At 69.2% G+C, this 12544-nt stretch carries 14 protein-coding genes; 8 read left to right on the forward strand and 6 right to left on the reverse strand.

What is annotated here, in order from left to right; genetic code table 11:
- Nucleotides 1-74: 74 nt before the first annotated feature.
- Together femX and GT030_RS29195 are read right to left on the reverse strand one after the other, a co-directional pair.
- Complete coding sequence (gene femX, locus GT030_RS29190; protein WP_030806071.1) at nucleotides 75-1196, reverse strand: peptidoglycan bridge formation glycyltransferase FemX; 1122 nt, start codon at nucleotides 1194-1196, stop codon at nucleotides 75-77.
- A gap of 182 nt (nucleotides 1197-1378) precedes the next feature.
- Nucleotides 1379-1696, reverse strand: coding sequence for a hypothetical protein (locus GT030_RS29195; protein WP_161203651.1), 318 nt, complete (start codon nucleotides 1694-1696; stop codon nucleotides 1379-1381).
- Between the two features lie 275 nt (nucleotides 1697-1971).
- On the opposite strand from GT030_RS29195, the gene rpsF reads away from it, so the two are divergent.
- The 4 genes from rpsF to rplI all read left to right on the forward strand — a co-directional run bounded on the left by rpsF (nucleotide 1972) and on the right by rplI (nucleotide 3668).
- On the forward strand, nucleotides 1972-2262 hold the full coding sequence (gene rpsF, locus GT030_RS29200; RefSeq protein ID WP_003975025.1) for a 30S ribosomal protein S6: 291 nt from the start codon (nucleotides 1972-1974) through the stop codon (nucleotides 2260-2262).
- A gap of 77 nt (nucleotides 2263-2339) precedes the next feature.
- Entirely contained in the window at nucleotides 2340-2927 is a 588-nt protein-coding gene (locus GT030_RS29205; RefSeq protein ID WP_161203652.1) for a single-stranded DNA-binding protein, read from the forward strand.
- 40 nt (nucleotides 2928-2967) lie between these two features.
- Entirely contained in the window at nucleotides 2968-3204 is a 237-nt protein-coding gene (gene rpsR / locus GT030_RS29210) for a 30S ribosomal protein S18 (RefSeq protein WP_003949403.1), read from the forward strand.
- Between the two features lie 17 nt (nucleotides 3205-3221).
- Complete coding sequence (gene rplI, locus GT030_RS29215) at nucleotides 3222-3668, forward strand: 50S ribosomal protein L9 (protein ID WP_030806085.1); 447 nt, start codon at nucleotides 3222-3224, stop codon at nucleotides 3666-3668.
- Between the two features lie 126 nt (nucleotides 3669-3794).
- Here the strand turns inward: rplI and GT030_RS29220 are convergent, their stop codons facing one another.
- Nucleotides 3795-5132 (reverse strand): MATE family efflux transporter, encoded by a 1338-nt coding sequence (locus GT030_RS29220; RefSeq protein WP_161203653.1) that lies wholly within the window; start codon nucleotides 5130-5132, stop codon nucleotides 3795-3797.
- 460 nt (nucleotides 5133-5592) lie between these two features.
- On the opposite strand from GT030_RS29220, the gene dnaB reads away from it, so the two are divergent.
- A complete protein-coding gene (gene dnaB / locus GT030_RS29225) occupies nucleotides 5593-7074 on the forward strand; it encodes a replicative DNA helicase (RefSeq protein WP_030806092.1) in 1482 nt (493 codons plus the stop codon).
- 219 nt (nucleotides 7075-7293) lie between these two features.
- Nucleotides 7294-8682: a serine hydrolase domain-containing protein gene (locus tag GT030_RS29230; protein WP_161203654.1), complete on the forward strand. Its 1389-nt coding sequence runs from the start codon at nucleotides 7294-7296 to the stop codon at nucleotides 8680-8682.
- Nucleotides 8683-8734: 52 nt separating this feature from the next.
- Here GT030_RS29230 and GT030_RS29235 read toward each other — a convergent pair whose 3' ends face one another.
- On the reverse strand, nucleotides 8735-9199 hold the full coding sequence (locus GT030_RS29235) for a GNAT family N-acetyltransferase (protein WP_161203655.1): 465 nt from the start codon (nucleotides 9197-9199) through the stop codon (nucleotides 8735-8737).
- 10 nt (nucleotides 9200-9209) lie between these two features.
- Nucleotides 9210-9668, reverse strand: coding sequence for a MarR family transcriptional regulator (locus GT030_RS29240; protein WP_161203656.1), 459 nt, complete (start codon nucleotides 9666-9668; stop codon nucleotides 9210-9212).
- A 143-nt stretch (nucleotides 9669-9811) separates the two neighbouring features.
- Between GT030_RS29240 and GT030_RS29245 the strand changes: the two genes are divergently transcribed.
- Together GT030_RS29245 and GT030_RS29250 are read left to right on the forward strand one after the other, a co-directional pair.
- A complete protein-coding gene (locus GT030_RS29245; RefSeq protein WP_161203657.1) occupies nucleotides 9812-11017 on the forward strand; it encodes an MFS transporter in 1206 nt (401 codons plus the stop codon).
- Nucleotides 11018-11110: 93 nt separating this feature from the next.
- Nucleotides 11111-11530, forward strand: coding sequence for a heme-binding protein (locus GT030_RS29250; RefSeq protein ID WP_161187285.1), 420 nt, complete (start codon nucleotides 11111-11113; stop codon nucleotides 11528-11530).
- 61 nt (nucleotides 11531-11591) lie between these two features.
- Here GT030_RS29250 and GT030_RS29255 read toward each other — a convergent pair whose 3' ends face one another.
- Complete coding sequence (locus tag GT030_RS29255) at nucleotides 11592-12458, reverse strand: GNAT family N-acetyltransferase (protein ID WP_161203658.1); 867 nt, start codon at nucleotides 12456-12458, stop codon at nucleotides 11592-11594.
- Nucleotides 12459-12544 lie beyond the last annotated feature (86 nt).

Genomic DNA, 12544 nt, shown 5'->3' on the forward strand with positions numbered 1-12544 from the left:
GTACGGGGACGCGTGACGGTGAAGCCTTGTGAAGGCTATGGAACCAGAAGGCGGGACGGGCGGCCGCCCGCCGCTCAGCGTCGCGACATGTAGATGTCGAGCGCCTTGTGCAGCAGCTTGTTCAGCGGGAAGTCCCACTCGCCGAGGTACTCGGCTGCCTGGCCGCCGGTGCCGACCTTGAACTGGATCAGGCCGAACAGGTGGTCCGTCTCGTCCAGCGAGTCGGAGATGCCGCGCAGGTCGTAGACGGTGGCGCCGAGCGCGTAGGCGTCGCGCAGCATCCGCCACTGCATGGCGTTGGAGGGGCGGACCTCACGGCCGATGTTGTCGGAGGCGCCGTAGGAGTACCAGACGTGGCCGCCGACGATCAGCATGGTGGCCGCCGACAGGTTCACGCCGTTGTGCCGGGCGAAGTACAGCCGCATCCGGTTGGGGTCCTCGGTGTTGAGGGCCGTCCACATGCGCTGGAAGTACGACAGGGGGCGCGGGCGGAAGTGGTCGCGGACCGCGGTGATCTCGTACAGCCGCTGCCACTCCTCCAGGTCCTGGTAACCGCCCTGGACGACCTCGACGCCGGCCTTCTCGGCCTTCTTGATGTTGCGGCGCCAGAGCTGGTTGAACTGCTTGTGGACCTCTTCCAGCGAGCGGTTGGCCAGCGGCACCTGGAAGATGTAGCGCGGCTGGACGTCGCCGAAGCCGGCGCCGCCGTCCTCGCCCTGCTGCCAGCCCATGCGGCGCAGCTTGTCGGCCACCTCGAAGGCGCGCGGCTCGATGAAGTCGGCCTCCATGTCGCGCAGCCGCTTCACGTCCGGGCTCTGGATGCCCTTCTTGATGGTCTCCGCGTTCCAGCGGCGGATGATCACCGGCGGGCCCATCTTGACCGAGAAAGCGCCCTGTTGCTTGAGGTGGGCCAGCATCGGCTGGAGCCAGTCCTCAAGGTTCGGAGAGAACCAGTTGATGACCGGGCCCTCGGGCAGATAGGCGAGGTAGCGCTTGATCTTGGGGAGCTGGCGGTAGAGGACCAGACCGGCGCCGACCATCTCGCCGGTGCGCTCGTCGAACCAGCCGAGGTTCTCCGAACGCCACTCCGCCTTAACGTCGGCCCATGCGGGGACCTGCATGTGACTGGCCGACGGCAGGCTCTGGATGTATGCCAGATGCTGCTCGCGGCTGATGGTCCTCAGGGTCAGACTCATGTCGGGGCGCTCCTCGGGCTGGTGTGTCCCCATGGGATCAGGGGCTCCGGCTCTCGCGCCGAAGCCTACTGCGCCCTGCGAGCGCCCCGAATGGGGCGTACAGCACCGGTGTTCCGGCCCGCTCGCGGACCGGAACATTCCGGGTGCTCGTGATGCCGTCCTGGACGGGCGGCCGGGTGGGGTCAGCCGCCGATGAGACCGCCGAACAGACCGCCGTTGGCCATGCCGATGAGGAAGCCGACCCCGGAGGCGCCGAGTCCGACGATCAGGCCGAAGCGCTCCCGCGTGGTGATCGAGACCCACTGGCCGTAGGCGCCGGTGATCATGCCGACCAGGCCGGCCCAGGAGGCCACCAGGTGGAGGCCGTCGATGAAGCAGGTGACGAAGGCGAGCACGCCCAGGACGAGCGTCACCACCGTCAGGGTGTCCTGGAGTGGATGGGGCTTTCCGTCACTGGCGAAGAGGGAGCCGGCGGTGGTCGGTCGCACTGCCTGTGTCATGAGGCACCTCCTGCGGATCGCGGCGCACTGTAGCGCCCTACACACCCGATGTGTACAGATTGCGGGGTTACAGGGCCGGATTTCAACCGGAAGCGGGTGGGCGGGTAGTCTGTAACGTCTGCACCGGTGTCTGCCCTGGCCCGTGGCGGCCCACTGTGGGCGGTTCCTCGCGGAACCTCCGGTTGTCAGTGGCGGCCGATACCGTTGCTCACGCATCACGACCCTCCTGCCACGGAACGACCGTGGCCGCTGAGTCCAAAGGAGGTGGGTTCCACATGCGTCACTACGAGGTGATGGTCATCCTCGACCCCGATCTCGAGGAGCGTTCTGTCTCCCCGCTGATCGAGAACTTCCTCTCTGTCGTCCGCGATGGCGGCGGCAAGGTGGAAAAGGTCGACACCTGGGGCCGTCGTCGTCTCTCGTACGAGATCAAGAAGAAGCCCGAGGGCATCTACTCGGTCATCGACCTGCAGGCCGAGCCTGCGGTCGTCAAGGAGCTCGACCGCCAGATGAACCTGAACGAGTCGGTCCTCCGGACCAAGGTCCTCCGCCCCGAGATGCACTGAGCTTTTCCGCTCAGCTGATCTCGGGATTCGAGTAGCAGCAACCAAGCAGCCAGAGCAATCCCGCCGAGAGGTTCCCCATGGCAGGCGAGACCGTCATCACGGTCGTCGGCAATCTTGTCGACGACCCCGAGCTGCGCTTCACCCCTTCCGGTGCGGCGGTCGCAAAGTTCCGCGTCGCGTCCACTCCCCGCACCTTCGACCGGCAGACCAATGAGTGGAAGGACGGCGAGAGCCTGTTCCTGACCTGCTCGGTCTGGCGTCAGGCGGCGGAGAACGTCGCGGAGTCGCTCCAGCGAGGCATGCGCGTCATCGTGCAGGGCCGGCTGAAGCAGCGGTCGTACGAGGACCGCGAGGGTGTCAAGCGCACGGTCTACGAGCTGGACGTCGAGGAAGTCGGCCCCAGCCTGCGCAACGCGACGGCGAAGGTCACCAAGACCTCCGGCGGCGCCCGCAGTGGCCAGGGCGGTTACGGCGGCGGTGGCAACCAGGGCCAGGGTGGTGGCGGCTGGGGCGGTGGCTCCGGCGGCGGCAACCAGGGCGGTGCCCAGGCCGACGACCCGTGGGCTTCCGGCGCTCCCGCCGGTGGCAACCAGGGTGGCGGCGGCTGGGGCGGCGGTTCCGGCTCCGGCGGCGGTGGCGGCTACTCGGACGAGCCCCCCTTCTAAGGGCTCGCATCCCACTTCTTGATCACACAGGAGAAACACCATGGCGAAGCCGCCTGTGCGCAAGCCTAAGAAGAAGGTCTGCGCTTTCTGCAAGGACAAGGTCACGTACGTGGACTACAAGGACACGAACATGCTGCGGAAGTTCATTTCCGACCGCGGCAAGATCCGTGCCCGCCGCGTGACCGGCAACTGCACGCAGCACCAGCGTGACGTCGCCACGGCCGTCAAGAACAGCCGTGAGATGGCGCTGCTGCCCTACACGTCCACCGCGCGCTAAGGAAGGGTGACCTACACATGAAGATCATCCTCACCCACGAGGTCTCCGGCCTCGGTGCCGCCGGCGACGTCGTCGACGTCAAGGACGGGTACGCCCGCAACTACCTGATCCCGCGGAAGTTCGCTATCCGCTGGACCAAGGGTGGCGAGCAGGACGTGGCGCAGATCCGTCGCGCCCGCAAGATCCACGAGATCCAGACCATCGAGCAGGCCAACCAGATCAAGGGCCAGCTCGAGGGTGTCAAGGTCCGTCTGGCCGTCCGCTCCGGCGACGCCGGTCGTCTCTTCGGTTCCGTCACCCCGGCCGACATCGCTTCCGCGATCAAGGCTTCCGGTGGCCCCGAGGTCGACAAGCGCCGCATCGAGCTGACCGCTCCGATCAAGACCCTGGGCGCCCACGAGACGTCCGTGCGTCTGCACCCCGAGGTTGCCGCCAAGGTGACCCTCGAGGTCGTCGCGGCCTGATCGCCGTGACCGCTCGGCTCGTTTGAGCTGGTGAGGGGCCGCATCCTTTCGAGGATGCGGCCCCTTTCTCATGTGTTCAGGGACCTGACTGGGGGCGGAACCCACGGCACGTTTCACGTGAAACGGTCAGCGGGTCGCGCCCGTCACGATCCAGCGGCCGGAACGGGCACGCAGCCAGAGGGTCACCATCCGGACCGTCATCATCAGCGTCATGGCCGCCCAGATCGCGGTGAGACCGCCGCCCAGCGTGGGCACGAGCAGCGCGACCGGCGTGAAGACCGCCAGGGTGACCACCATGGCCCAGGCAAGGTAGGGGCCGTCACCGGCGCCCATCAGTACCCCGTCCAGCACGAAGACGATGCCGCAGATGGGCTGGGACAGGGCGACCACCAGCAGCGCCGGCAGCGCCACGTCCTTGACCCCGGCGTCACTGGTGAACAGCGGCAGGAACAGCGGCCGTGCGGCCACGACGAGGAGCCCGAGGACCACCCCGGTGGCGATGCCCCACTGCACCATGCGGCGGCAGGCCGCGCGGGCGCCGGGTGCGTCGTCGGCGCCGAGATAGCGGCCGATGATCGCCTGTCCGGCGATGGCGATCGCGTCCAGGGCGAAGGCCAGCAGGCTCCACAGGGACAGCACGATCTGGTGTGCGGCGATGTCGGCGTCCCCGAGCCGAGCCGCCATCGCGGTGGCGATCATGAGGATCGCTCGCAGGGACAGAGTGCGGACCAGCAGCGGTACGCCGGCCTGTGCCGAGGCGCGGATACCGGCGAGGTCAGGACGCAGGGAGGCTCCATGGCGCAGCGCACCCCGGACGACCACCCAGAGATAGACGACGGCCATGCCGCACTGGGCGATCACGGTGCCCCAGGCGGAACCCGCGATGCCGAGTCCGGCGCCGTAGACGAGCACGGCGTTGAGGGCGGCGTTGGCGATGAAGCCACCGATCGCCACGTACAGCGGGGTCCTGGTGTTCTGTAGTCCGCGCAGCACGCCGGTGGCGGCCAGGACGGCCAGCATGGCCGGGATGCCGAGGGCGGAGATACGCAGATAGGTGGTGGCGTAGGGCGCTGCGGTGGCGGAGGCGCCGAAGAGGTCCACGATGTCGGGTGCGAGGGGCAGGACGACGGCGATCACAGCGGCGCCGATGAGCAGGGCCAGCCAGATGCCGTCCATGCCCTGGCGGATGGCGGCCCGCAGATCGTTCGCGCCGACCCGGCGGGCGACCGCCGCCGTGGTGGCGTAGGCGAGGAAGACGAAGATGCTCACCGCTGTGGTGAGGAGCGCGGAGGCCACGCCGAGACCGGCGAGCTGGGCGGTGCCGAGATGGCCGACGATCGCGCTGTCGGCCATGACGAAGAGGGGCTCGGCGACCAGCGCGCCGAAGGCCGGCACGGCGAGTGCCACGATCTCGCGGTCATGGCGTCGCCGGGTGGCCTTGGGGATCGCGGGAGCCTGTGTCATGCGCACCAATCTAATCTTCCACAGGTAAGAGATACAACTGGCCTGTGCCCCTTACTCTCGTTTCAGGCTGGCAAGGTTTCGGGCGGCGTTCGAGGTGATCTTGGTCCGACTGGAAAAGTTTTTCTTCTGCACAGCCGGTGGACGGTAAAGATGCAGGTCAGTGGCATCCAGGTGACGAGGGCGAGGTCTTGTTCACAGGGCTGTCCACCGGGTCGTGCACAGGTTTCGGGGAGTTCTCCACAGCATATGGACCGTCGTCCACATGGCCTGTGGATAACCAGATTGGCTGACGGTGCCGGGGGGCCTACCGTGGTCCGGCGCCCGCTCCCTCTCCCGGCCATGGAAACGTCACATATCCGACGCGCCGGAACCGGAGTTGGGCCTCTCATTTTGTCAGTGCCGTGCCGTAGAACAGGGGACACGGCGAGGTCCGCTCCGGCGGACGGGAGGAGGTGGCTCGGTGAGCATTTCCGAGCCCTTGGACGATCCGTGGGCCGACAGCGGTCCCAGCGATCGTCTCCCCGCCTCCCGGCGCCGCGGTGACTCCGGCCGCGGCGGCCGTGACGAGCAGCACGAGCGCGGCCGTGAGAACGGCGGCTGGGAAGGCGGGGGTTCCGCCTTCGAGCGGGTGCCCCCGCAGGATCTGGACGCCGAGCAGTCGGTGCTGGGCGGCATGCTGCTGTCCAAGGACGCCATCGCCGACGTGGTCGAGATCCTCAAGGGTCACGACTTCTACAAGCCGGCCCACGAGACGATCTACACGGCGATCCTCGACATCTACGCCAAGGGCGAGCCGGCCGACCCCATCACCATCGCGGCCGAACTCACCAAGCGCGGCGAGATCAACAAGGTGGGTGGCGCCGCCTATCTGCACACCCTCGTCCAGACGGTGCCGACCGCGGCCAACGCCGAGTACTACGCGGAGATCGTCCACGAGCGTGCCGTCCTGCGCCGCCTGGTGGAGGCCGGCACGCGCATCACGCAGATGGGATACGCGGCCGACGGCGATGTTGACGAGATCGTCAACAGCGCCCAGGCCGAGATCTACGCGGTCACCGAGCAGCGCACCAGCGAGGACTATCTGCCGCTCGGCGACATCATGGAGGGCGCCCTCGACGAGATCGAGGCGATCGGCTCGCGCAGCGGCGAGATGACCGGCGTGCCCACCGGATTCACCGACTTCGACTCGCTGACCAACGGCCTGCACCCCGGCCAGATGATTGTCATCGCCGCCCGTCCCGCCATGGGCAAGTCGACGCTCGCGCTGGACTTCGCGCGGGCCGCGTCGATCAAGCACAATCTGCCGAGCGTGGTCTTCTCGCTCGAAATGGGCCGCAACGAGATCGCCATGCGTCTGCTGTCCGCCGAGGCCCGCGTCGCCCTGCATCACATGCGCTCCGGCACGATGACCGACGAGGACTGGACGCGCCTGGCCCGTCGGATGCCGGACGTGTCGGCGGCGCCGCTCTATATCGACGACTCCCCGAACCTGTCGATGATGGAGATCCGCGCGAAGTGCCGTCGCCTCAAGCAGCGCAACGACCTGAAACTGGTCGTCATCGACTACCTCCAGCTCATGCAGTCCGGTGGCTCCAAGCGGGCCGAGAGCCGGCAGCAGGAGGTCTCGGACATGTCCCGTAACCTCAAGCTGCTCGCCAAGGAGCTGGAGATCCCGGTCATCGCGCTCTCCCAGCTCAACCGTGGTCCCGAGCAGCGCACCGACAAGAAGCCCATGGTCTCCGACCTGCGTGAGTCGGGCTCCATCGAGCAGGATGCCGACATGGTCATTCTGCTGCACCGCGAGGATGCCTACGAGAAGGAGTCCCCCCGCGCGGGCGAGGCCGACCTGATCGTGGCCAAGCACCGAAACGGCCCCACGGCCACCATCACCGTCGCCTTCCAGGGCCACTACTCCCGCTTCGTGGACATGGCCCAGACCTGATCCACGCCCTGGGGGTGTCTTGTCGATCACGCCGGGCTCGCGACGCCTGGTGCCGCACCTCGCCGCGTTGTCGGCGGTCCCCGATGCTCCGCATCGACTCCCTCCTCCGCCTTGCGATGCACGGCACCGGACGCTGCTCCCTGATCGGGCCTGACCGACAGGACACCCCCTGGACGGAATGCGCTCGACGTGGCCCGTCCCAGCGGGTGGACTGGGCACATGACGACATGGGACGAAGAGCTGCTTCCGGCGACGCGCCGGGCGTTGACGCACCGGATCGCCGTCGCGCAGGCCGAGGGGCGGGCACCCTCGCTCGTGGCCGCGGTCGTGCGCGGGGGCCGGGCGGTGTGGCACGGGGCGCGGACCTCGGTGGACGGGCACGGGCCGGACGAGGACGTGCAGTACCGGATCGGCTCCATCACCAAGACCTTCACCGCCGTTCTGGTGCTGCGGCTGCGGGACGAGGGCGTGCTCGACCTCAATGACCCGCTGGAGAAGCATCTGCCGGGCACCGGCGCCGGTGAGGCGACCATCGCCGAGCTGCTGGCGCACACCGCCGGATTGGCCGCCGAGTCACCGGCGCCCTGGTGGGAGCGGACACCGGGCTCGACGCGCCCCGAGCTGAGCGACGTGCTCGGCGACAAGCCCCTGCTGCACCCGGCCGGGCGGCGCCACCACTACTCCAACCCCGGCTACACCCTGCTCGGGGCCCTGGTGAAGGAACTCCGGGGCGCCCCCTGGGAGCAGGTGCTGCGCGCCGAGGTGCTCCAGCCTCTTGGCCTCCACCGCACCAGCGCCCAGCCCGAGCCACCGCACGCGGGCGGCTGGGCGGTGCACCCCTGGGCCGACGCACTGCTGCCCGAGCCGTTGGAGGACCTCGGTCTGATGGCCCCCGCCGGCCAACTCTGGTCCACCACGGGCGACCTGGCCCGCTTCGCCGCCTTCCTGGTCCAGGGGGACGACCGGGTGCTGAGCGCTGAGTCGGTACGAGAGATGCGTACACCTGCCGCCCCCGCCGAGCCCGCGGACGTGGTGGACGGCGTTACGTACGGTCTCGGGCTCCAGATCCAGCACCGGGACGGCCGGCTGCTCGCCGGGCACTCCGGGTCGCTGCCGGGCTTCCTGGCGACCCTCACGTTCAACGTGGCGGACGACGTGGCGGCGGTGGTGCTGGCCAACTGCACCAGCGGCCCCGCGGTCGGCGCGGTGGGTGCCGACCTCGTCCGCATCGTCGCCGAGGCCGAACCGCGCATCCCCGAGCCGTGGCGCCCCTTGAGTGAAGTCGACCCGACGGTGATGGAGTTGGCCGGGCCCTGGTACTGGGGCACGCACCCTTACATCCTGCGGGTCCTGGCCGAAGGCATCACGCTGGGGCCGCTGGCCGGAGGCGGCCGCCGTACCCGGTTCCGGCCGAACGGTGACGGCACCTGGACGGGGCTGGAGGGCTATTACGCCGGGGAGTCGCTGGAGGCGGTACGGCGCCCGGACGGAACGGTGAGCCACCTGGACCTCGGGTCGTTCGTGTTCACGCGCCGACCGTACGAGGAGGGTGCGCCGGTGCCCGGTGGGGTGGACCCGGAGGGTTGGCGGGGGATCGCCCAGCCGTAGCAAGCCATAGACGTAGGGCCCTGTTTCACGTGAAACAGGGCCCTTTGCTCCCTCAATCGCCCTGTCGGAGGCCCAGTTTGAAGCCCTCGTGTGAGGCGGTGAAGCCCAGCCGTTCGTAGAAGCGGTGGGCGTCGGTGCGCGTCTTGTCCGAGGTGAGCTGCACCAGATGGCAGCCGAGACGGCGGGAGGTGTCGACGGCCCACTCGATCAGCTCGCTGCCCAGCCCGCTGCCGCGCTCGTCGGCATGAATCCGTACGGCCTCGATGAGGGAACGGGTCGCGCCCCTGCGGGAGAGCCCCGGAATGATCGTGAGCTGGAGCGTCCCGATCACCCGGCCGTCGCGGACCGCCACGACGAGATGCTGGTTCGGGTCGGTGTCCAGGCGCTCGAAAGCCGCCAGGTACGGCGTCAGGTCGTCGGGTGACTCGCGCCGGGCGCCCAGGGGGTCGTCGGCGAGCATGGCCACGATCGCCGGGATGTCGTCCGGGGCCGCGGGCCTTATGGCGAGGTCGGTCATGGTCTGCAGCCTATGCGGGGGCGTGCAGCGACTCCACGGCCCTGACCAGCGGCGCGAGTTCGGGGTTCAGCGCCGCTGTGTCCAGCGCCTCGCGCAGCGCGGCGTCGTTGGTCGGACGCGCCTTCTCCAGCAGCTCCAGCCCGGCCTCGGTGACGTTGGTGTAGATGCCACGGCGGTCGGTGGGGCACAGATAGCGCTCCAGCAGCCCGCGGTCCTCGAGGCGGGTCACCAGCCGGGTGGTGGCGCTCTGGCTGAGGACGACCGCGTCGGCGACCTGCTTCATCTGGAGGTGGCCGCCGTCACCGTCGTGCTGCCTGCTGAGCACGTCGAGCAGGGAGTACTCGCGCACGCTCAGCTCGTGCTGCGCCTGGAGGGCGCGCTCGATCTGCGTCTCGATTCTCCCGTGCAGCAAAGACAGGGCACACCAGCCCTGCGCGAGGGCGGTGAGCGCGGGGTCTGTCGCTGTCATTGGGTGTTCCTCCGTTCCGGAGCGGCCGGCTTCCAGGGTAGAGCACGCCCGCAATATCCAGCGATTGCATTTAACCCGCGTCTGCAACTATTGTGAGGGCACGCAAAGCGCTCCTGCAATCGTTTGGGAAGGTCTACCCCCTCATGCCTCTCGCGCTTCTGGCCCTGGCGATCGGGGCCTTCGGAATCGGCACCACCGAGTTCGTGATCATGGGTCTGCTGCCCCAGGTCGCGGGTGACTTCGGCGTCTCCATCCCCACCGCGGGCCTGCTCGTCACCGGCTATGCCCTGGGCGTGGTGATCGGCGCCCCGCTGATGACCGTGCTCGGCACCAAGGTCTCGCGCAAGCGCATGCTGATGGTGCTGATGGGCCTGTTCATCGCCGGGAACCTGCTCTCCGCCGTCGCCCCCGTCTTCGCGGTCATGCTGATCGGCCGGGTGGTCGCGTCCCTCGCCCACGGTGCCTTCTTCGGTATCGGGTCGGTCGTCGCGGCCGAGCTGGTGGCACCGCAGAAGAAGGCCGGCGCCATCGCCATGATGTTCACCGGGCTGACCGTCGCCAACGTGGTCGGCGTCCCGCTGGGCACGCTCATCGGGCAGCAGATCGGCTGGCGGGTGACCTTCGGCATCGTCGCCGTCCTGGGCGTCATCGGCCTCGCGGGCATCGTCAAGCTCGTACCCGAGGTGCCCAAGCCCGAGGGCGTGCATCTGCGGCATGAGCTGGCCGCCTTCAAGAACGCCCAGGTCCTGCTCGCCATGGCGATGACCGTGCTCGGCTTCGGTGGAGTCTTCGCCGCCATCACCTACATCGCGCCGATGATGACCCACGTCGCCGGTTTCGCCGACGGCTCGGTCACCTGGCTGCTGGTGCTGTTCGGCCTCGGTATGGTCGGCGGCAACCTGATCGGCGGCAAGTTCGCCGACCGCGCCCTGATGCCGATGCTCTACGTCTCGCTGGGCGCCCTGGCCGTCGTCCTCGCGCTCTTCACTCTCACCGCGCACAACAAGATCGCGGCCGCCGTGACCATCGCCCTCATCGGTGCCCTCGGCTTCGCCACTGTCCCGCCGCTCCAGAAGCGCGTCCTCGACCAGGCACACGGCGCCCCGACGCTCGCCTCGGCCGTGAACATCGGCGCCTTCAACCTGGGCAACGCCCTGTCCGCCTGGCTCGGCGGCATGGTCATCGCGGCCGGGTTCGGCTACACCGCCCCCAACTGGGTCGGTGCCGTCCTCGCCGCGGCGGCCCTGCTGCTCGCCGTCCTGTCGGCCGCCCTGGAGCGCCGCGGCACCAAGACCGGCGCGGCGCTCACCGCCGACGCGCCCGCCATGCCGGAGCCCGCCCGCCACTGAGGCCGGCCCTGCATCTCCCGAACCCCGTCCGCGCCGGTGACGAACCCCGGCGCGGGCGGCCCCACCTCAGGAAATTCCAAGGAGACACCCACCATGAGCACCACCACCTTTGCCCCGCTCACCATCGAGGACGCCGAGCTGCTCATCGCCACCGCCCGGCGCGCGGCCGAGGACGCGGGTGTCACCGTCAGCGTCACCGTCCTGGACGCCGGTGGCCACCTGCTCGCCTTCCGCCGGGACGACCGGGCCGTGCTGATCTCCGGCGAGACCAGCACCCGCAAGGCGTACACCGCGCTTCAGCTCAATGCGCCGACCGCCGATCTGGTCGACGCCGTGCAGCCCGGCGGCCTCTTCCACACGCTGCCGACCGCGCTGGACCGCCCGCTGCTGTTCATCGCCGGTGGCGTCCCCGTCCACCGCGACGGCCGGCTGATCGGCGCGATCGGCGTCGGCGGCGGTGCGCCGGAGCAGGACCACGGTTTCGCCACCGAGGCCGTGACCGCTCTGGTCTGAGCGAGCCGCACACATGACGAAGGTCCCCGTGGCACCACGGGGGCCTTCGTCATGCCGGGATTCAGCCCGCGGCCACCGTCAGCGGTGCGAACCTGCGGGTCCAGTCCCCCGGCAGATCGGGCGCGCCGAGCATCATGACCGCGTTCGACATCACCGGAGCCAGCCCCCGCTCCTTCGCCCAGACCAGCAACTCCTCGTGGCGCACATCCACATCGGTGCGCAGCGGGCGGTCGGTGTGGGCCGCCAGCGACTCGACGAGTGCCTTGGCCGTCTCCGTGTCGCGGGCGATCAGGGGGCCGACGACATGGGTCCGCATGTTGGGCCACGCGGCGGTGTACCCGACGATCCGGCCGTCCTCCTCCGCCACGCGGACCTGGTCGGCGAAGGCGGGCAGCCGGACGAGGATCGGGGTGCGGTCGACACCGAAGACCTCCGCGTCGAGACGGAGGAGCGACGGAAGGTCCTCGGCGGTCGCGGCCCGCGTCGGCACCGACGGCTCCGACCCGTCCGGCCTGAAGCGCCCCATGAGCATCTCCGCTTGGCCCACGGTCTTGAAGCCGATCTCCTCGTAGAGCGGGCGGCCCAGCGGGGTGGCGTGCAGGGTCAATGGGGTACCGTCCTTGGCCGCCACGACGTGCCGCATGAGGCGGCGTCCCACGCCCTTGCGGGAGTGACGCTCGGCGACCAGGACCATGCCGATCGCGCCCAGTTCCACCCGCTGTCCGGAGCCGTACTCCGTGACGACGCACGCGGCGACGAGGCCACCGTCTGGGTCGTCGATGCCGTAGCCGTGGCCGGCGGTGAGCAGCAGGCCCCATTTGTGTTCCTCGCGGGGCCAGCCCCGGTCCTCGGACAGATCGGCGCAGGCGGTGAGATCGCGCGGAGTCAGACGGCGGATGGGCAGCGCGGCGAGTGAAGAGATCGGCACGCCGGTCAGGTTGTCCGAACCGCGCCTCTCACGTCCACCGGATTCGGAGACCTCTTACCGGTTCCGGCCAGCTTCTCCGCTTGGGG

The organism is Streptomyces sp. SID1328, assembly GCF_009865595.1.
Lineage (GTDB): Bacteria > Actinomycetota > Actinomycetes > Streptomycetales > Streptomycetaceae > Streptomyces > Streptomyces griseoluteus.

Excerpts from the sequence above, each read along its gene's own strand:
- GT030_RS29230 (WP_161203654.1), top strand. The coding sequence starts at position 7,294 with ATGACGACATGGGACGAAGAGCTGCTTCCGGCGACGCGCCGGGCGTTG.
- rpsF (WP_003975025.1), top strand. The coding sequence starts at position 1,972 with ATGCGTCACTACGAGGTGATGGTCATCCTCGACCCCGATCTCGAGGAG.
- rplI (WP_030806085.1), top strand. The coding sequence starts at position 3,222 with ATGAAGATCATCCTCACCCACGAGGTCTCCGGCCTCGGTGCCGCCGGC.
- GT030_RS29250 (WP_161187285.1), top strand. The coding sequence starts at position 11,111 with ATGAGCACCACCACCTTTGCCCCGCTCACCATCGAGGACGCCGAGCTG.
- GT030_RS29195 (WP_161203651.1), bottom strand. The coding sequence starts at position 1,696 with ATGACACAGGCAGTGCGACCGACCACCGCCGGCTCCCTCTTCGCCAGT.
- GT030_RS29220 (WP_161203653.1), bottom strand. The coding sequence starts at position 5,132 with ATGACACAGGCTCCCGCGATCCCCAAGGCCACCCGGCGACGCCATGAC.
- GT030_RS29245 (WP_161203657.1), top strand. The coding sequence starts at position 9,812 with ATGCCTCTCGCGCTTCTGGCCCTGGCGATCGGGGCCTTCGGAATCGGC.
- GT030_RS29240 (WP_161203656.1), bottom strand. The coding sequence starts at position 9,668 with ATGACAGCGACAGACCCCGCGCTCACCGCCCTCGCGCAGGGCTGGTGT.
- GT030_RS29235 (WP_161203655.1), bottom strand. The coding sequence starts at position 9,199 with ATGACCGACCTCGCCATAAGGCCCGCGGCCCCGGACGACATCCCGGCG.
- rpsR (WP_003949403.1), top strand. The coding sequence starts at position 2,968 with ATGGCGAAGCCGCCTGTGCGCAAGCCTAAGAAGAAGGTCTGCGCTTTC.
- femX (WP_030806071.1), bottom strand. The coding sequence starts at position 1,196 with ATGAGTCTGACCCTGAGGACCATCAGCCGCGAGCAGCATCTGGCATAC.
- GT030_RS29205 (WP_161203652.1), top strand. The coding sequence starts at position 2,340 with ATGGCAGGCGAGACCGTCATCACGGTCGTCGGCAATCTTGTCGACGAC.